17 protein-coding genes are annotated in these 18,317 nt (G+C 35.0%); 6 read left to right on the forward strand and 11 right to left on the reverse strand.

The window, feature by feature from the left end; genetic code table 11:
* Positions 1–75: 75 nt before the first annotated feature.
* The gene (locus EYD45_RS02245) at positions 76–1,500 is read right to left on the reverse strand and encodes an MltF family protein (RefSeq protein WP_233702491.1); all 1,425 of its coding nucleotides are present in this window, start codon (positions 1,498–1,500) and stop codon (positions 76–78) included.
* A 182-nt stretch (positions 1,501–1,682) separates the two neighbouring features.
* Here EYD45_RS02245 and EYD45_RS02250 point away from each other — a divergent pair, with 182 nt between their 5' ends.
* Complete coding sequence (locus EYD45_RS02250) at positions 1,683–2,585, forward strand: peptidoglycan DD-metalloendopeptidase family protein (RefSeq protein WP_130962712.1); 903 nt, start codon at positions 1,683–1,685, stop codon at positions 2,583–2,585.
* Here EYD45_RS02250 and EYD45_RS02255 read toward each other — a convergent pair.
* Positions 2,582–3,415, reverse strand: coding sequence for a winged helix-turn-helix domain-containing protein (locus EYD45_RS02255; protein ID WP_165453871.1), 834 nt, complete (start codon positions 3,413–3,415; stop codon positions 2,582–2,584). The two genes, EYD45_RS02250 and EYD45_RS02255, sit on opposite strands and share 4 nt — an antisense overlap.
* 148 nt (positions 3,416–3,563) lie before the next feature.
* On the opposite strand from EYD45_RS02255, the gene EYD45_RS02260 reads away from it, so the two are divergent.
* Both EYD45_RS02260 and EYD45_RS02265 read left to right on the forward strand, forming a co-directional pair.
* A complete protein-coding gene (locus tag EYD45_RS02260; protein ID WP_130962714.1) occupies positions 3,564–4,133 on the forward strand; it encodes a hypothetical protein in 570 nt (189 codons plus the stop codon).
* Between the two features lie 68 nt (positions 4,134–4,201).
* Positions 4,202–4,714 (forward strand): hypothetical protein, encoded by a 513-nt coding sequence (locus EYD45_RS02265; RefSeq protein WP_130962715.1) that lies wholly within the window; start codon positions 4,202–4,204, stop codon positions 4,712–4,714.
* Between the two features lie 87 nt (positions 4,715–4,801).
* On the opposite strand, the gene EYD45_RS02270 is transcribed toward EYD45_RS02265, so the two are convergent.
* The 7 genes from EYD45_RS02270 to EYD45_RS02300 form a co-directional block, all read right to left on the reverse strand.
* A complete protein-coding gene (locus EYD45_RS02270; RefSeq protein WP_130962716.1) occupies positions 4,802–5,428 on the reverse strand; it encodes a peptidase associated/transthyretin-like domain-containing protein in 627 nt (208 codons plus the stop codon).
* Between the two features lie 151 nt (positions 5,429–5,579).
* Positions 5,580–5,951: a hypothetical protein gene (locus tag EYD45_RS02275; RefSeq protein ID WP_130962717.1), complete on the reverse strand. Its 372-nt coding sequence runs from the start codon at positions 5,949–5,951 to the stop codon at positions 5,580–5,582.
* Between the two features lie 97 nt (positions 5,952–6,048).
* Positions 6,049–6,699, reverse strand: a complete 651-nt coding sequence (gene pdeM / locus EYD45_RS02280; protein ID WP_130962718.1) for a ligase-associated DNA damage response endonuclease PdeM — start codon at positions 6,697–6,699, stop codon at positions 6,049–6,051.
* 3 nt (positions 6,700–6,702) lie between these two features.
* The gene (locus EYD45_RS02285; protein WP_130962719.1) at positions 6,703–9,156 is read right to left on the reverse strand and encodes a ligase-associated DNA damage response DEXH box helicase; all 2,454 of its coding nucleotides are present in this window, start codon (positions 9,154–9,156) and stop codon (positions 6,703–6,705) included.
* A complete protein-coding gene (locus EYD45_RS02290) occupies positions 9,156–10,745 on the reverse strand; it encodes an ATP-dependent DNA ligase (protein ID WP_130962720.1) in 1,590 nt (529 codons plus the stop codon). Before EYD45_RS02290 ends, EYD45_RS02285 begins: the two co-directional genes overlap by 1 nt.
* Complete coding sequence (locus tag EYD45_RS02295) at positions 10,742–11,761, reverse strand: ligase-associated DNA damage response exonuclease (protein WP_130962721.1); 1,020 nt, start codon at positions 11,759–11,761, stop codon at positions 10,742–10,744. The genes EYD45_RS02290 and EYD45_RS02295 overlap by 4 nt, the downstream gene beginning before the upstream one ends.
* Before the next feature lie 321 nt (positions 11,762–12,082).
* Positions 12,083–14,113: a dipeptidyl-peptidase 3 family protein gene (locus tag EYD45_RS02300; RefSeq protein ID WP_130962722.1), complete on the reverse strand. Its 2,031-nt coding sequence runs from the start codon at positions 14,111–14,113 to the stop codon at positions 12,083–12,085.
* A gap of 186 nt (positions 14,114–14,299) precedes the next feature.
* Here EYD45_RS02300 and EYD45_RS02305 point away from each other — a divergent pair, with 186 nt between their 5' ends.
* From EYD45_RS02305 to EYD45_RS02315, 3 genes are all read left to right on the forward strand, one after another.
* A complete protein-coding gene (locus EYD45_RS02305; protein WP_130962723.1) occupies positions 14,300–15,319 on the forward strand; it encodes an SRPBCC family protein in 1,020 nt (339 codons plus the stop codon).
* Positions 15,320–15,323: 4 nt separating this feature from the next.
* Positions 15,324–15,689 (forward strand): fluoride efflux transporter CrcB, encoded by a 366-nt coding sequence (gene crcB / locus EYD45_RS02310; RefSeq protein ID WP_130962724.1) that lies wholly within the window; start codon positions 15,324–15,326, stop codon positions 15,687–15,689.
* Positions 15,690–15,798: 109 nt separating this feature from the next.
* Entirely contained in the window at positions 15,799–16,812 is a 1,014-nt protein-coding gene (locus EYD45_RS02315; protein WP_130962725.1) for a DUF3500 domain-containing protein, read from the forward strand.
* 24 nt (positions 16,813–16,836) lie between these two features.
* On the opposite strand, the gene EYD45_RS02320 is transcribed toward EYD45_RS02315, so the two are convergent.
* The gene (locus tag EYD45_RS02320) at positions 16,837–17,568 is read right to left on the reverse strand and encodes a DUF1684 domain-containing protein (RefSeq protein ID WP_130962726.1); all 732 of its coding nucleotides are present in this window, start codon (positions 17,566–17,568) and stop codon (positions 16,837–16,839) included.
* Positions 17,565–18,095, reverse strand: a complete 531-nt coding sequence (locus tag EYD45_RS02325; RefSeq protein WP_130962727.1) for a DUF4252 domain-containing protein — start codon at positions 18,093–18,095, stop codon at positions 17,565–17,567. The genes EYD45_RS02320 and EYD45_RS02325 overlap by 4 nt, the downstream gene beginning before the upstream one ends.
* Positions 18,096–18,317: the final 222 nt, after the last annotated feature.

The raw sequence follows: 18,317 nt of genomic DNA on the forward strand, positions 1-18,317 counted from the left end.
TAGAAACTGTTTTTCGGAATGCTTTTAGAAACCATAGTAGAAGCCAAACTTTAAAATTTATTTAAGTGATTATGGTTACTCCAAACTAATGAGCTCTTTATAATGACTATATCGGTCAAAAATTTGCCGTACATAGTTCGCTGGCTCAGAACCACGAACATAGCCATACTTTATAAATGATTTTCTGTAGTTTCTAGGCACGCTTAAACCTTTAATCGCTTTTGACACATGGTTTGTCCAAATTTGAGGATTTAAGCCATCATGTTCGGCTAAGCGTTGGGCATCTAGAATATGACCATAACCACAATTATAAGCTGCTAATGTGAATTTAATCCTGTTTATGCTATCGGATATTGTGTTGAACCGTTCATACATTTGTTTTAAATAGAGTGTCCCACCCCGTAGGCTTTCATCGGGGTTTGAAATGTCTTTAATTCCTAACTCTTTTGCTGTAGCAGGCATTACTTGCATAAGCCCGTGTGCTCCTGCCCAAGAGTTTGCTTTCGGGTCAAACTTAGATTCTTGATATACTTGTGATGCTAATAACCTCCAATCCCAATTAAGCGTTTTAGCATGCGCTTTAATTAAATCGTCATATTTACTGATCTGATTATTTTTTAGACTGTAATAGTCACTATCAGTTCGTCGCTTAAACGAGCGCTTATTCTTAAAATATTTGTTGTAAATAACTCTAAATATAGTGGTTTTACGATGTTTTAGTATCCATGCATTAACCGCCTTTCTCAAGTGCTTGGACTTTTTTCGAGTTACCCATGCAATTCTCTGTGAGAATGAAATAGGGACACTTATGTCGAGAACAGGAAGATTTGAAGCATTAATTTTGGCTAGATTTTCGTCTGCAATAGTATATTTTATTTCGCCGTTGGCCACCATTTCCATGATTTCTCCAGTACTTAAAGCACTATCTAAAGTATCAATTACTATTTGCCCGCCTACCTCATTGGATAAACTTTTTAAGCGCTCGGAATATGCAGAGTTTTTACGAATAGATACTGTGTCTCCTATAAGTTCTATAGGGCTATGGATAATTGCTTTTTCTAGTTGTTTCCAAGACAAACTTCTAAAATTGTCTGGTTTTTTTTGTACCAAAACTTGTTTAGTAAGGTATAAGTATTCAGTAAAATCTACTTCCCACTTTCGTTGGTTCGTTACCGTCATACCATGTGCAATTAAATCTACATCACCCCTATTAAGTACTTCAAACTGAGAGTCTAAATCATTAGAGACTACAATTTCTAATTTAAGATTAAGATCTTTCGCTAAACGTTGCAATAGCTCATATTCAAATCCCATTGCTTGACCTTTATACAAAAAATAACTAGTGCTACTGTAAACTACTAGCGCTCTTAAAACACCTTCTTTTTTTATTTTATCTAAATCTTTATCTACTGAATTCGCAACAATGGGGTTGTAATTCTCTTCATAATAGGTGCCGTCGGATGATTTGTTTTGGTTTTTACATGCTGTAGTAGCATGCATTATAAGAAGTATTAGAAATAGATGTTTAATTGGTTTCATCACTTGCTATCAAATATAATGATATTTGAATTGAGTAACTCAAGTACTCGCTTTTGTCATTTTGGATATACCAATTAATTCATTTTATCGTTGTTTTTAGTATCTTTGTCGTCGTTTTACTTAAATATACGGCTTTAACCCTCATGCGAGTAGTATTTTGTTTTGTATTCTTTTTGATTGGCGTGCAACTAAACGCTCAAAAATACGACTTCCTTCAACCCATTGAAATTGATATTGTAGAAGTACCAGAACCTACTAAAGTTGATTCAATCCATATAGAACAAAAGGACATCAAAGGGGAATATTGGATAAGCACTGTTTACAATCCCTACAAATATGCTGAGGATTTAAAATTCCCTTTGCAATTAACTTTTGAAGATTCCACGTATGCATCTCCTATCGGGATAAAAAAAGTAATCACCTCACGTTACGGACGGCGACGGGGAAGAGCACATAAAGGTATTGATATCGATTTAATTACGGGTGATAGTATTTATTCTATGTTTGACGGTGTTGTGCGTATGGCAAGATATACGAGGGGGCACGGAAGAACTGTAGTAGTAAGGCATTATAACGGATTGGAAACTGTTTATGCGCATTTATCTAAATATGGCGTAAAAGAGAATGATACCGTTGCGAAAGGTGCTTATTTGGGTAAAGGCGGTATTTCTGGCAACGCAAGAGGAAGTCATTTACATTTGGTGGTCAATTATAAGGGTGTATCCATCAATCCTGAATACATCTTTAAGTTTGACGAAAACAATGCCATAAGAGCAAAGGAAATTTGGTTGACCAAAAAATGGACGCAGCCCCTCGCCCACAGTTCTAAACGTCAGAGTAAAATAAAACCTTTACTTTCAGAAGAAGATGCAATTGCAAGTTTAAAGAAACTACGTTCAATTTACATTGTAAAACCTGGAGATACCCTATCTAGAATCTCTAAACGAAATGACGTTACCATTACCTCTTTATGTAAGGTGAATACAATTAAAAGAAATTCGGTGTTAAGAATTGGGCAGCAGTTAGTTATCGAAAAATACCCTTAAGTAATTTCTAGCTTATAGCCCACGCCGTGAACATTAGTAAGTTTAATAGTTTCATCTGTCTGTAACTTTTTGCGCAGTTTTGAAATATAGGTGTCCAAACTGCGCCCAACAACTACACCATTATCTTCCCAAACACGTTTTGTCAGCTCCTCACGTTTGATGATTTCATTGGGACGCGCCACAAATATGGCAAGTAACTCGCACTCTTTTTTAGATAAGGTAATTTCTTCAGCCTCTTTTACTAGTTTATTCTGCTCTGGATAAAACTTAAAATGGCCAATAGTATTAAAACCACCTGATATAGACTTTACTTCAGATTTTGGATTCTTCCTAAAAAGAAAAAAGGCAACTGCCACTAAAATTAGTGGAGCAAAAACATAAAACAACTTACTAACTTTAATCACTGGTTCAGTAAACTGAATCTGAATGGTATAACATGCCTTTTGTAATTCCCTGCCACTACAAGGCACAAGACTTTGTTCCATGTCAAATTTTATTTCATAGCTGTAAGCTACTTCATTCCGATGACATTCCAGTACCTCGGTAATATAATGTTCAGATATATTTGCCTTTTTAAAACTAGTTTTAACTGTGCTAACTAAGCTATCAGGATTGATTACCAATGCTTTTTCAAAAGACAACTGATAGGTATTATCTGTTAAAGCAATAACAGGTTTTACTACAGATACGGAATCTTTACTCATCAGTAATAACTTATCTCCAATATCGCGTAGTGCTATTTTAATGCGCTTGTCTGAATGTTTAATGCTATCATTTGTGCAGGAAAAACAGAAGCACACAAAAGCAATAGCTGTAGCAATCTGTTTCATAAAAAATGTGCTTTTAATCATAATCTGATGTAAATAACATACAATTTCTTCAATTTTTACAATGGTTGACACTTCTTTTACATTTTTTTGACACTTTTAGGCACAAGTCCTTATAGTTTTACACATGTAATTTTTAAATCATCAAAAAATGAAAAGAACAGCATTATGTCTTCTGGCGGTATTACTATGGAATTGCCAGTCTAAAAAGAAAGAAATAGTACAAAACATCAAGCACTCGGAGAACCAAACACAATATGCCCCAATGTATTTGTTAGCTTTTGAAGCCTTCTCGCCAACATCAAACCCATACAAAACTAGTTTACGCCTACAACCTAGTTGGGATAATAGGTATAACCTTATTGTAGATATGGAACTCATACAGGGCGCCTATTTTATATCCCCAAATTCTACGAGGGATTTTAAGGGTAAATTTACCATAGAACTTGAAACATCACCAGATATTAAACTTATTGATGGTCTTATCGAATACCCTTTAACGAAAGAAGAAAACGATCCTCACCCATTTGTAAACGGAAAAGTAAATTGGGTACGCGAAAATACAACCTACACACAGAAAATAAAGTTAATGACAGATGAAGATTTCACTGTAAGAGGTCTAATACGATTTACGATAGAACCACGCTGCACTTTAGAAAAAATACCAATAGTCATCTTTATGGATAAAGGTGAGTTAAAATTTGAGATTGATAATTGTTAGAAAATTTGATGACATTTTAAAAGGTTTTCGATGGATATATAAATATGTATAACCAAATATTGAAAACCATGAAAAAACTCATTTACAACGTATTCCTTTTAACTATTTTTATATCGTTCTCTGCGTGTTCTAATAGCGATGATGGAGAAGAAGAAATAATGGACGAACAACTAAATACCATTTTTTCAACACTAACCATTGACGGCGCTGGCTTTACCAATCTTAAAGTCGATTTGAATCGTGCAGATGTAATTACCCTTGAAGATAGAGTGCGTTTAGATGTTAGAAATGATGAAGGCTATAGAATTACATTTACATTACCATTGCCTATTGAACAGAAACAATACACCATGACTGTTTACAATAACACGAAAGACCATATTTCAAGTATGAGTATTCCAGATAGTGGTATATTTTTATCAAAAGCTGGTGGAACATTAGATGTTGAACAAATTATTGAAAATGGTGATTGTGTAACTTACAGAGGCAAATTAAATGTTGAATACGATAGGCAGGATAATAGCCCTGGTGATATTACTGTAACAGGGGATTTTGAAATTTTGTCCGGAACTTGCAATTAGTAGGTGTACTAAATCAAAATAGAAAACAGAAAAAATCCCCGAGGCATCGTTTCCAATGTTCGGGGATTTCAGTTTACATAATAAACACTAATACGTTAGTGTACTTGAGGGTAAGACGATGTTGCGGATGCCCACTAACATATCGTCTTCTTTCTCTAACTTTAGTATATTGTTGATGCCACGCTTTGCAATTTTTTTGCGACATGATTTTCTTAAAAACGGGTCGTTATCAAAAACAAAATGGTTTATAGGATACACATCAGTATCATTAGGCTCTTTTACATAGCCATGAATTTGTTTTAAGGCTTTACTCCCCCAATTGGTTCCTGGTACAAAGGTGTAAAACGTATATTGACCATTTTCATCGGTCTTTACCCAACCTTGATGTCTTAAAATACGTTTTCCGTTTACTTTTTCTGAATGGTAATCACCTTCCTCATCGGCTTGACAAATGTAAAAAATTACATTACTAGCAGGAGTAACACCATCACTCAAATAGATAGTACCTGTGATTTTAAGTTTTTCAGATTGAATGCCAAAACCTGGAATGGTATCTGTACTGTTTAATTCTTTTTCAGTATAGTCATATATGGCATGACGCTTTTTATAGGTCTTGGAACTGTTTAAGGAATTATCAGCATATTCTTGGGCATTAGTAACATTACTGTGAGCCAAAAAAGCTGTAAAAACTAGGAGTGTAATTAATTGTTTCATGGGGCATTAATTATTTAATCTTCTCAAAACTAAATAACTAAGTAAGCCATATCATAAAAAATCGGAAAAACGCAAAAATCCCATGTTCATTGAACGAGTGCCAATATGAACTGCAAAAATTGACGATGAAACGCCAAAAATCACTTAATTTTTATTTTGATTCGTCTGTGATTATCTTGATGGGCTGGATATCTTGCCAAATTTTCTTGTACAATTGAAACTGGGGTCGTGTTAATATGTCTTGCATATCTAAAGATTGTTTTGCCATTAATGATGTAAGCGCGTCAAGCTCTTCTTTACCGTCCAAATTCTTTTTAGCATTATGCGTCAATACTAAATAATCTTCAATCTTGTCAAGGAATATGGGTTCTTGGGCGCCATCCAAACCTAGTTGTGCATCATAAGTCTGTACAATTTGTTTCGCTTCTTTACGAATTTCTGGGCTTTCATATGTTGTATCTGGATATTGCGCAAATGCTAAGGACGTAAAGGATAGTAATAATAGTAAAAATATATGTCTCATAATCTTTTTTTTTACTATAATATAAGTACTGAGAGTAGAAAAGTCAAGAGGTTTAAGACTTCTTAACATTAGTTTCGTATAATTTTAACAACTACGGTTATACCTCAAAAACTTGAGTTTTAGTGATAGCAAAACATCTGGTTATTTCGATATTGGTATTTGAATTCAGCCCTGTAAATTCACTAAAAGCTGGTAATACTAATTTGTTTTTTATGATTTGATAGCAAGGTAATTTTATACGTTGCTTTCCCTTGCCTTTTATGAGAACACCTGGGTGGATATGTCCTGAAATATAAAATTTGTTTACTGCATAGGTTTTGATATCATGCACAAATACAAAAGGTGGTAGTTCTAGTTGATTATCTAGTAAATCAATATTTAAACCATCATACAATTCAAACGAATTTTTATCATGGTTCCCTTTTATCAATGAGATGTTAATATCAGGAAATTGTTGCATCCATTTTTTGAAGAATAACACGTCTTTATTAAGTTCTGCGTGAAACAAATCACCAACTATGATTAGTGACTTTGGGTTAAAGTGGTGAATGAGCTGTTCTAGACGCTGTAAATCCTTTTGAAGCACCTCTGAAGATACTGGAATACCGTTCTTTCTGAAATGAGCAGTTTTGCCAATATGTAGGTCGGACAAAATTAAAGCTTCCTTTGCTTTCCAATATATACATCGTTGGTTTGTAAGTGCAAGCACTTCACCCTGAATATTTACGGTTTTAGCAGCTATAGTCATATTCTAGTTCACCTTAAGGGTTTGTTTCTTAATGCGCTCGATACGTTTTTCTAAACTCTCATAACTCATGCTATTTCGTAGGCTATCCACTTTAATGGGGAAACTTAATGGTGTAAAACTCTTGGCGTGTTTTAATATGATTTTACTTTTAGAAATTCGCTCAAACGCAGCTTGTAATCTTACTTCTTCCAGCTGTTGGTCAAACACTTCGGTATAAGATTGTCGTAATAATAAATTTTGCGGTTCATTATCCTCTAAGACTCTAAATATTAAACCCGATGAGGATTGTAAACTTTTGTTGTTCTGCCTACTTCCTGGGCGAGATTGTACAACCAAACCTGCAATCACCGCAATATCTCTAAATTTTCGTGATGCCATCTCTGATGCATTAATACTGGCAGTTACATCTTCCATCAAATTTTCTTTTGAGAGTATGTTCTCTATATTATTTTCATCAATAGGAAACGGTTGGTCACTTAACAGTTCAAACCCATAGTCGTTCATGGCTATGGTATAGGTTAACGGTTTAATTTTACTTATGCGGTGTGCTATTAATGCTGATATCACTTCATGCACTAATCTACCTTCAAACGGATACATAAACAAGTGAAACCCTTCTTTGGTCTCGATAAGTTCAACCAAAAATTCATTTGATTGTGGGATATGAGAATGTGCTGATTGCCTAGAAATAAGTGGGTGCAAAAACTTGAGTTCTCGCTCCCGAATACCAGGAGACAGGGCATCAGCAAGTTTTATTCTTAGATAATGACTTAGATGTGACGATAGTGGCAACCTCCCTCCTAACCAACTTGGTGTTACAGCATTTTTAGCCTTACTCTTTTTTACATAGGCGGTCATATCCTTAATCTTCACCAATTCTAGCGTCTTACCAGCTAAAACAAAGCTTGATTTTGGTTTTAATTTTGAAATGAAAAACTCCTCTATCATTCCAATATAACCACCAGACATGTACTTTACACGTAGCATAGCATCACTAACTATGGCACCAATATTCATACGGTGCAGCATGCTGATACGCCTACTTTTTACTTTATATAGTTCGTCTTCATCTTTTATGACTTTATGAAATTCTTCATAAGCTTTTAATGTTGAACCTCCTTGAGTGATAAACTGTAAGCCCCAGTTAAATTCATCTTCATTTAAATATGAAAAAGCATGGGTTTGTTTTAATATCTTATAAGCTTCATCAGCATGAAAACCTTCACCAACTGCCAGAGTTACTAGAAATTGCACCATAATATCGTAGCACAATACCATAGGTTGGCGTTCTTCAATCTTACCAGTTTTAAGGGCTTCTTTTAATGCTGCTACCTCAATTAACTCTAAGGAGTGTGTTGGTACAAAGTATATTTTTGAAACCTCATAAGGAGAATGCCCACTTCTACCAGCACGTTGTATAAATCGTGCAACTCCTTTTGCAGATCCTATTTGTATAATACAATCTACTGGCTTAAAATCCACACCCAAATCTAAAGACGATGTACAAATCACTGCTCTTAAGTTACCTTCTGCAATGTTATCCTCAATCCAGTGGCGTAACTTTAAGTCTATGGAACCATGATGAATAGCGAGTTGGCCTGCAAGTTCGGGAGCAGCTTCCAAAATAATTTGGTACCATAATTCACTTTGGCCTCGTGTGTTTGTAAAAATAAGTGTGGTGTTATTTTCGTAAATAATAGGGATTATTTTCGAACTTAACGATTTTCCTAAATGACCTGCCCAGGGCAATACCTCTACCTCATTTGGCAATACAGATACCACTTTAATCTTCTTTTTTTCTTTAGCGGTAATCATTACGGTTTTTTTATCTGCATAAGGAATTAAGACATCCATGGCTTCTTTTAAATTACCAATGGTAGCGGTAATGCCCCAGATTTTCAAGTTTGGCACTATGGTTAATAGTCTCGAAATAGCTAACTCCGTAAGTACGCCACGTTTGTTTCCCAGCAGTTCATGCCATTCATCTACAGCTACGCACTGCAACGCTGTAAACCATCGTGAATTTTTCTTTTGCGAAAAGAGTAAATGCATGGTTTCGGGAGTGGTCAATAAAATATCTGGCATTAAGCGCTCTTGTTGTCGCCTTACATTTTGTGGTGTGTCGCCATTGCGGACCTGTACTTCCCAATCTAAACCAATCTGATCTACTGCAGCTTTCATGGCTTTTGCTAAATCTTTTGCTAGGGATCTTAGTGGACTTATCCATAGTAGTTTTAGCCCCTTTTTATAGCGTTCAGGATGATTTAAATAATCTATTAGCACTCCTAAAAATACCGAGAATGTCTTACCAAAGCCTGTAGGTGCAACCACGACACCACAATGACCAGAAGCATATTTTTTCCACGTTTTTATTTGAAACTGAAACGGGGATTGTTCTCTGTCTTCAAAGTAATTGTAGATAATTTTAAAGCCATCGCTTTCTTCAAACTTTCCCATCACTGTGCGTGTATTAAGCTTTTAACTGAAGCGATAGTATCTATATCTTCAGTAGTTTTATCTTTTCGCCAGCGTTTAATTCTAGGAAAACGCAACGCTACACCAGATTTATGGCGGTTACTAAGCGCTATACCTTCAAAAGCAATTTCAAATACCAATTCAGGTTTTACAGTTCTTACAGGGCCAAATTTTTCAATAGCATTTTTATTCACCCATCTAGATATTTCGGTAATTTCTTTATCAGTTAAACCTGAATAGGCTTTGGCTACAGTAACTAAACCATCGTCTTTTTTTACTGCAAAAGTATAATCTGTGTATTTGGAACTGCGCCTGCCACTCCCCTTTTGCGCATAAATCATCACAACATCAATAGTTAAGGGATCTACTTTCCATTTCCACCAGTCACCCTTTTTACGTCCAACATGATAGGGAGACGCCTTTTGCTTTAACATTAAGCCTTCAGAATTTATACCTCTCGCATTTTCTCGAATTTCCCCTAAAACATCCCAATCATCAAATGCAATGATTTGTGATAATTTAATATGATTAGGAAGTGTTATACTTGCGAATAATTTCTCTAAAATAGTCCTTCGTTTTTCTAATGATGAATTTCTTAAATCCTCTCCATTGTATTCCAATACATCATACGCGTAAAAACCGATAGGCACCTCTTCTAATAATTTTTTTGAAATATTTTTTCTATTTAATCTTTTTTGTAAATCATTGAATAATAAAACATTACTATCCTTTAGTGCAAGTATTTCTCCATCTATTACAAAATCATCATCAAACTGCTGCATCACCGTTTCAATTTCAGGAAATTGTTGGGTTACCAATTCTTCACCACGAGACCAGATATAGATTTCGCCATTGCGTTTTACCACTTGTCCGCGTATGCCATCCCATTTGTATTCTACTTGCCACTCTTTAGGTTGTCCCAAATCTTTCAATTCTTTTTCTAAAGCATAAGCCAAACAAAAAGGATACGGTTTAGAATTATCATAGTTGATATGTGCACCACTTATAAGCGCGTCAAAAGTAATGGTATTAATATCCCAATTTCCAATAATACTGTGCATCAACTGGTTTGCATCTATTCCTGAAACTTTCGCTAAAGCATTTACAAGCGTTTTTTTAGATACACCAATTCTAAAGCTACCTCCAATAAGTTTATTAAAAATAAAACGCTCTTGCATATTGAGGCCAGACCAAGCATTAAGCACAAAATCTTTTTTCTCTTCTTCGGTTTTTGGTTTTAAGGCAATAACATCTTGCATCCAAGCATCTAGAGTATTATCAATTTGATGTGTTGGCTCTGGAAGCAATAGTGCTAATGTTTCCCCTAAGTCGCCAACAGTGCTATAACTCTCTAAAAACAACCATTCAGGAATAGCAACACGTTCCATACACCACTGTTTCATTAATGAGGTTTTTACTGGTCTGGGAGGGCGTTTACCAGTAAAAATAGCAATGAGCCAAAGTTTATCTTTATCCGTTGCGCTTTCGAAAAAGTCTACCAAAGCCTGAATTTTGGCATTGGTTTTATTTGTGATTTCTACTGTATTAATGAGGTTTACAAAGTCTCTCATACACTGGTAGTTTCAGTAGCTTCTACATCGTTTAACTGCTCTTCACCATATTCGGTTTTAACCTCAGCTGCAGGAATTCCTATTTCATTTAAATACTTACTAAATATTGCCTGTGAGCCGTGAGTTACGTAAACTTTTTCGGCCTCACTCGCTTTCACAGCGCTTAGAAGCCCATCCCAATCGGCATGATCGCTTACAGGAAAACCTGCGTCTACTGCTTTCCAGCGCCTATTACCGCGTATCTGCATCCATCCGGAGCATACTGCTGTGGCAGCATTTGGAATACGTTTTAGCAATCGAGAACCTAGTAAGGATGGTGGTAAAATCACTATTTTGTTTTGTATCGCTTTTTTATCAAAGCCGGCTGTAATTAATTTCGTTTTCGATAATTTAATGCCGGAGGTCTCGATAGCTTCATTTAAATTTACAATAGCACGGTGTGCAAATAGTTCATCCACACCATCAAGCATTTTCATAATGCGTTGCGCTTTTCCTAAAGAATATCCAAAAAATACGCTAGTTCTATTATTAGACTGGTTTGTAGCTATCCAATCATGCATTTGTTGTTTTAAAACATCTTCTGGTAGCCATTTGTAAATAGGTAAACCAAAAGTGCTCTCAGTAATAAATTCATGGCACTTCACAGGTTCAAAAGGTATAGTTAAATTATCTGAAGTTGTTTTGTAATCACCCGTAAATACAACAACAAATCCTTTATATTCTAATCGGATTTGAGAAGAGCCTATAATGTGTCCTGCAGGGTGAAAGCTCACTTTAACGTCATTAATTAGTAATGGTTCATTATAACCTAAACTTTGAATGTTGATATCTGAAGCTATACGATGCTGTAAAATAGGCTTAGAGTGATGATGGCATAAATAACGCTTCATGCCCCACCTAGCATGATCTGCGTGTCCATGCGATATTACGGCATAATCTACAGGATACCAAGGGTCTAGATAGAATTTTCCAGGAATACAATACAGTCCCTTTTTTGTAAAATGGATTAATTTCAAGAATGCAATTTTTACTAAAAATACAAATTAATGATGTTATAATAAACAAACTAACTTTAAAAGCACCTTTGATAATTCTTTTGATATGCTATACTAGGAAAAACTAAAAGTAAACTGTTTTATAAATAAAATAGGTTTCATGACGCAACCTTTTAAAAAAAATTGCATCTAATTGATAACATCAACAGCAACAACATGAAAATATTACTAATAATTAGCTTACTCATTGTTGTTAATTTAATACTATTAGCTTTTAGTGTTAATAAAAAAACAGAACCTTAATCAAGGTTCTGTTTTTTAATTTTTATATGTATTGTTTGCCTAATTCTCTTCAGGTAAAAAATTATAAATTTCACTATAATTTAGCATCTGTCCAGCAAATGTTTCTGGCTGAGTAACACGTATTTCAGTAACTTCACCATTTTCCATATCTGCTACTAAAACTGGGTTTACAAAACCACTATAAGGGGCTGAAGTAAATTGTTTATTGCGCTCTAATACCTCGGCGTGTATACTTTGATCTACTTTTACACCATACGTTTCAACTAACGCTTCAACTGCTGCATAATCGCCTTCAGATTTTATACGTTGGGTTTCTCTTAATAATTCTCCAAATAAATCATGCAATTTATCATAATCATTAATGTTGAAATATGTTTTACCATCTCGTTGTACCTTTTCAATAACGTTATCGGCTTTTCCTTTTTCAAACACCCAAGCAGATACCCATTGTCTGTTTCGCATATGCGCTTCTTCAACATCGTCTCCTAATTTCAAGCGAATTAATTGCATCATCAATCCATTTCTAATGTAGCCATCGTATGCTGCCATTCCCACTTTTTTCCAATCATCAACTAAGCCTAATTCTTGTAGTTTTGGATTGTACAAATAGTAAAGCCCCACTAAATCTGCACGTCCTTCTTCTAAAGTAGATGCATAATTTTTAAGCGTTTCCTTGGTCTCTCCTACTCCTGGGTTTAATTGTCCGGAAGCATGACCAATTACTTCATGAAGTGCGGTATGTAGCTTGTCGGCTAATTGCCCATGCTCTTTTTCAAGTTGATATTCCTCTTCATCATGCACAAATTCCTTTAAGCGTCCTGAACTTCCGGCATTGTTGTATGCTTCAATGATGTTACCTAAAGAAACAGATTTACTACCCACTTCTTTTCTTATCCAGTTTGCATTGGGTAAATTCACGCCAATTGGGGTACTTGGTGAGGCATCTCCAGCTTCTCCGGCTACAGTTACCACTTTATAGGTAACGCCTACCACATTTTTCTTTTTATGAGCGTCCATCAGCGGAGAATTATCTTCAAACCATTGTGCGTTATCCGATAATACCTTCATCTTTTGAGACATATCAAAATCATTAATCTGTACAATAGTTTCGTAAGAGCCTCTATACCCTAATGGGTCGTTATACACTTCAATAAAACTATTGATATAATCAATATTACCTTCAGTAGCAGCAGTCCATGCAACGTTATAATCGTCCCAAGTTTGCAAATCGCCTGTTTTGTAATATTCAATTAACAAACCTAAAGCGTTGCCTTGGGCTTTGTTTTCTGCAACACCTTTTGCCAATTCTAACCACTTAACTATTTCATCAATGGCTTCACCATACAAACCGCCAGATTTATAAACGCGTTCTTTTAAAACACCATCTTTTTTTACCAGTTGAGAGTTTAAGCCAAAGGATAAAGGCTTATCTGGGTTTGGTGATTTTTTCTGCTTGTAGAAATTGATAACATCAGCATTGGTAACGTTTGGTCCGTAAAAATTAACAGCAGAAAGCGCTACGTTATCCACACCTTTAGCCTGATTTACTTTCTTACTATCTTTATCATTAAAAATCACATCAAACGGCTCACCCTCTAATGATGTATTGGTTTCTGATAATAAGGTTTTTAAATAATCTGCCGAAAATTCTGGTTTTAGCTTATCGTTTGAATAGTGGTGGTGAATACCATTACTAAACCAAACACGCTTTAAATACGTTTCAAATGCTTTCCAATCTTCTGAAGACTTATCGCCTTTATAATTTTTATATACATTTTCAAGAGCTTTTCTGATTGTAAGGTTATGACGATAATTTTGATCCCACATAATATCCCGACCAGATAATCCTGCTTGTGTAAGATAGTATACTAGTTTTTTCTCTTTTAAGGAGAGTTTATCCCAACCTGGAATTCGGTATCGCAATATTTTAATATCAGCAAATTGCTCAACATTATAGTCAAACTCTTGTTTTACTTCGGTTTTGCTATCATCGTTAGTAGCTTTTTTGTCATTTCCGCAAGACAAAATCATTAGAGCTACCAAAAACAGTAATACAGATTTTAGTTTCATAAGGTTATTTTGAATTTTAAATTATTTTCAGAATATAGGTCAATTATCCAATTTTGATTATTGATTAACGTAAAATATCGAAATTTTGTTATCGAAAAACTAAATTAGCCTTAACAAATGTAACAATTTCTAAATCTAAATTTCAAAAATAACTATATTTGTTTTAAACAAACTAAACCTATAAAAATGAAAGCTTTAAAGTATATTTTCTTTCTGCTGCTTATCGCCATTATTGGGCTTGCTATTTACATAGCGGTACAGCCTAATTCGTTTGAAGTTACCCGAACCAAAACCATAAATGCACCAGCGCCTGTAGTTTATAATAAGGTTATTGACTATAAGAATTGGGAATCATGGTCTTCTTGGGTTGAGGCAGATCCTGATATGAAAATTACATATCCCGAAAAGACATCAGGAGTTGGAAGCTCTTACCAATGGGAAGATAAGGATGGTATTGGCACCATGAAAACCACTAAAGCCATACCAAACGAGTCGATAAACCAGGAAATGCAATTTGCAGATTTTCCGCCTTCTGATATTACATGGAGTTTTACACCTAACCAAGATGGCACAACTGAAACCACTTGGACGATTTCTGGTAAGGATTTACCTTTTGGATTTAAAGCCTTTGCCACTTTTATGGGCGGTATGGAAAAACAAATTGGTCCGCATTACGAGCGCAGTTTAGAGAAGTTAGATAGTATTTTGGTTGCGGATATGAAAAAATATAGTGTTACTGTAAACGGTGTTACTGAACACAGTGGTGGCTTTTATATTTACAATACGGTATCCTGTAAAATTCCAGATATGCCTAAGCACATACAGCAAATGATGCCAAAGCTGGGGGATTATGCTATGAAAAATAACATTAAAATGGCTGGAGCACCTTTTAATTTATACCATAAATGGGATGAAGCCAACAATACAGTGATGTTTTCTTGTTGTATTCCTACTATAAATAAAGTAATTTCTACAGAGCCAGACATCCTCACAGGAAAATTACCATCCTTTAAGGCTTTAAAAACTACACTTAAGGGTAATTATGAAAACTTAAAAGAAGCTTGGGAAACTAGTATGAAACATATTGCCGAAAACAATCTGAAGACCGATGAAAATGGACCAATGCTTGAAGCTTATACTAATGACCCCATGCAATATCCTAATCCGGCAGATTGGTTAACCGAAATTTATATTGCTTTAAAGTAGATTTATGAAGCAAGTATTATTGGTGTTTTTAGGTGGTGGTGTCGGCAGTGTGTTGCGATATATAATTGGTAAATTTTTAAATAGTACTGAAACCAGGATACCTTACGGTACATTTGCTGCTAATATTTTAGGAAGTCTCCTTATTGGTATAATTTTAGGGCTAGCCGCTAAAAATGATGCGCTTTCACAGAATAACACCTTGTTATTAGCTACAGGGTTTTGCGGTGGTTTTACTACCTTCTCTACTTTTGCTTACGAAAATCATGTGTTTTTAAAATCAGGTGATTTCATGAGTTTTGCGATTTATACCATTGCGAGTTTTGTAGTTGGGTTTTTGGCTGTTTTTGCTGGGATGTATTTGGTAAAGTAAATCCTAGTCTAGTCTTATTAGAACTAATGCTTCATAATAAAACTTAACTTTCGGGCTATAAACAATTGAAGTCAACTTTATTCTACTAACAAATTAATTTATTTAAACCATGAAAAAGCTAATAATAACGTTATCTCTAGTAGTAATAGCTGTATGTTTTATAAGTTTAAATAACACCAATGAAACAACTAAGTTTTTGAATACTTTAGATGAAAAACAGTTAGATCAAGTTCTAATACCTTTTGATGATACTTCTAGAGAAAAATGGCATTATTTACCAGCCGCATCATGGCCAAGAAAAGGTTTAAAAATAGGTGATTTAAATAAAAGCCAAAAAATAGCTTTTTCTAATATGCTTAAATCTTTTTTAAGTAAGTCTGGTTATAAGAAAACGCAAGACGTTATAGAATTGGAAAATGTTCTAGTAGAATTAGGTGGCAATCCATCTTATAGAGACACCGGAGCTTATTATTTGTGTATTTATGGACATCCTAAAACAGATAGTTTATGGTCATGGTCTTTTGAAGGTCATCATTTATCATTAAACTTTACGGTAGCTAATGGAACATTAGCTACCGCACCCAGATTTTTTGGAGCTAACCCTGGTAATATACCAAGTGGCAGTAGAAAGGGTGAAAGAATACTTGATAAAGAAGAAGATTTAGCCTTTGAACTTTTAAATACACTTACAGAAGACCAAAAGAAAGAGGCAATTTTCAATAATGTTGCTTTCCCTGATGTTTTAACACGGAATGCGTCTAAAGTAAATCCGTTGGAGCCTTTTGGTATTGAAGTAAGGAATTTGAATTCAAACCAAAAGACCTTACTGAAAGAGTTATTAAAAGAATATTTAAGTTCAATACCAAGGGATGTAGCCATTGCACGCGAAAAAAAGATTAACAACGAAGAGTTTGAATATATAAAATTTGCTTGGGCGGGTGCACAAGTTAAAGGTATTGGGCATTATTATAGAATTCAAGGAAAGTCTTTTTTAATAGAATTTGATAATACGCAAAATGGTGCAAATCACATTCATACGGTATGGCGAGATTTTGATGGAGATTTTGGAAGAGATTTAATACGGGATCATTATCATAATGCAGAACATCATCATAAAAAATAACAAGTTGTTTATGCTATTTTGATATTAATGCTTTTCAAAAGCTTTAACGCCCGCCTCTACCCTAGTCTTTAAATAATTTTCACGAGGTACTATGGGACAGGAATATTTATCATTGTAGGCACAATAAGGATTATAGGCTGAATTAAAGTCTATAATTATGCTATCGCCTTCGGGAATATTCGCATCAATATAGCGCCCACCACCATAGCTCTCTAGCCCGTTGGTTTCATCCAAAAAAGGCAGAAATAAATAGTCATCACCTTCTACTACGGCATCCTTACCTTGGTATATATTGAGTTGGTGCTGTTTCCCATGGAGCTCAAAGTACAAAATACCGTAAACACGCTCTTCTGAAACACGCTGAGTTGTAGTTTTCATGTTAAACCATTCAGAGTCTGGAGTTCGCTTTAATTTTGCTGTTACTACATATGACGAATCATATTTGAAGAAATCCAGACCTTCAAACGTCTTAAGGTCTTTCTTTTTTAATGGAGATGTTGAAGCATCCTTGTAAAAAGCATTCAGTTCTTTTTGAAATGTTGTCTCTCCTTTTAGTGGACGCTTTTTTTGAGTGCAACTTGTGGCGGTAAAGACTAATGCAAGTATTATTGAAGCCAGGGTTCTAAACGCTTTTGGCTGGTACGCCCGCGTTAGGGATTGAACGGCGTGTTTGAGCTCCTCGCAGAGAGCGAGTAGTGAAAGCCCGACCCCTTGTGGGTAACGCCAAAATGCTTGTAATACTTTTGAAACTCTCATTGGTTTTCTGGGTTGAAGGATGGGTTTATGTTCATTTTGTAATGCTGCATTACATCGTTTGAAAAGGCATTAAAAGTATCTTCGTCTGCGAAGGACTTAATTTTTTCTGGATCGAAATTGCCCTGTAAATAATATGCGGTGGTTTGGGATGCAGAACTATTGAAAATAATGACATCGGTTACAACAACGCCCGCTTCCCGAACGGAAATAATCCTGGTGTTATCGGGGTCGTTTTTTCTAAATACATCTAGGTACCCGTTATTGGTTACGGCATTCATTTCTGTGATGAGGCTTTGGCGTTTAACAGCATTTAAGTTGTCGAATTTTATAAACTTTAGGTCTGAAATATTGCCAATGGAATGTTTTATTTCGGGGGAAAGCGTGCTTAAAACCGATTTCATAAAGTTGGGTACTTGAAACGAGGTAACCCCTAAATCTGCTTTGTGGTTATTGTAAAACCCTTGAAAGCTACTGCCGCATGATGTGAGTAAAAACAGTAGGTATATTGCTAAAACTAATCGCTTCATTTTAAATTTTTATCTAGGTAAAAATACAATATCCAAAATTTTTATCTAGATTTGAACTTTCAAAGTAAATAAAATGCGTAGCAACGTCACAATTTGTAGAAAACAATGGACCGTTTCTTTAAAGAAAGGAAGACGGACTTGTGATGTATTGTGATGTTATAGAATAAACGTTTACAGATATATTTAAAAGTCCGGCTTCACAGTCGGACTTTTTGTTTTTAG

This window comes from Hyunsoonleella flava (assembly GCF_004310325.1).
In the GTDB taxonomy this organism is placed as follows: Bacteria; Bacteroidota; Bacteroidia; order Flavobacteriales; family Flavobacteriaceae; genus Jejuia; species Jejuia flava.

Bases quoted from the DNA above. Each gene is read 5' to 3' on its own strand.
- EYD45_RS02245 (WP_233702491.1), bottom strand. From the start codon at position 1,500: ATGCATGCTACTACAGCATGTAAAAACCAAAACAAATCATCCGACGGC.
- EYD45_RS02250 (WP_130962712.1), top strand. From the start codon at position 1,683: ATGCGAGTAGTATTTTGTTTTGTATTCTTTTTGATTGGCGTGCAACTA.
- EYD45_RS02255 (WP_165453871.1), bottom strand. From the start codon at position 3,415: ATGAAACAGATTGCTACAGCTATTGCTTTTGTGTGCTTCTGTTTTTCC.
- EYD45_RS02260 (WP_130962714.1), top strand. From the start codon at position 3,564: ATGAAAAGAACAGCATTATGTCTTCTGGCGGTATTACTATGGAATTGC.
- EYD45_RS02265 (WP_130962715.1), top strand. From the start codon at position 4,202: ATGAAAAAACTCATTTACAACGTATTCCTTTTAACTATTTTTATATCG.
- EYD45_RS02270 (WP_130962716.1), bottom strand. From the start codon at position 5,428: ATGAAACAATTAATTACACTCCTAGTTTTTACAGCTTTTTTGGCTCAC.
- EYD45_RS02275 (WP_130962717.1), bottom strand. From the start codon at position 5,951: ATGAGACATATATTTTTACTATTATTACTATCCTTTACGTCCTTAGCA.
- pdeM (WP_130962718.1), bottom strand. From the start codon at position 6,699: ATGACTATAGCTGCTAAAACCGTAAATATTCAGGGTGAAGTGCTTGCA.
- EYD45_RS02285 (WP_130962719.1), bottom strand. From the start codon at position 9,156: ATGGGAAAGTTTGAAGAAAGCGATGGCTTTAAAATTATCTACAATTAC.
- EYD45_RS02290 (WP_130962720.1), bottom strand. From the start codon at position 10,745: ATGAGAGACTTTGTAAACCTCATTAATACAGTAGAAATCACAAATAAA.
- EYD45_RS02300 (WP_130962722.1), bottom strand. From the start codon at position 14,113: ATGAAACTAAAATCTGTATTACTGTTTTTGGTAGCTCTAATGATTTTG.
- EYD45_RS02305 (WP_130962723.1), top strand. From the start codon at position 14,300: ATGAAAGCTTTAAAGTATATTTTCTTTCTGCTGCTTATCGCCATTATT.
- crcB (WP_130962724.1), top strand. From the start codon at position 15,324: ATGAAGCAAGTATTATTGGTGTTTTTAGGTGGTGGTGTCGGCAGTGTG.
- EYD45_RS02315 (WP_130962725.1), top strand. From the start codon at position 15,799: ATGAAAAAGCTAATAATAACGTTATCTCTAGTAGTAATAGCTGTATGT.
- EYD45_RS02320 (WP_130962726.1), bottom strand. From the start codon at position 17,568: ATGAGAGTTTCAAAAGTATTACAAGCATTTTGGCGTTACCCACAAGGG.
- EYD45_RS02325 (WP_130962727.1), bottom strand. From the start codon at position 18,095: ATGAAGCGATTAGTTTTAGCAATATACCTACTGTTTTTACTCACATCA.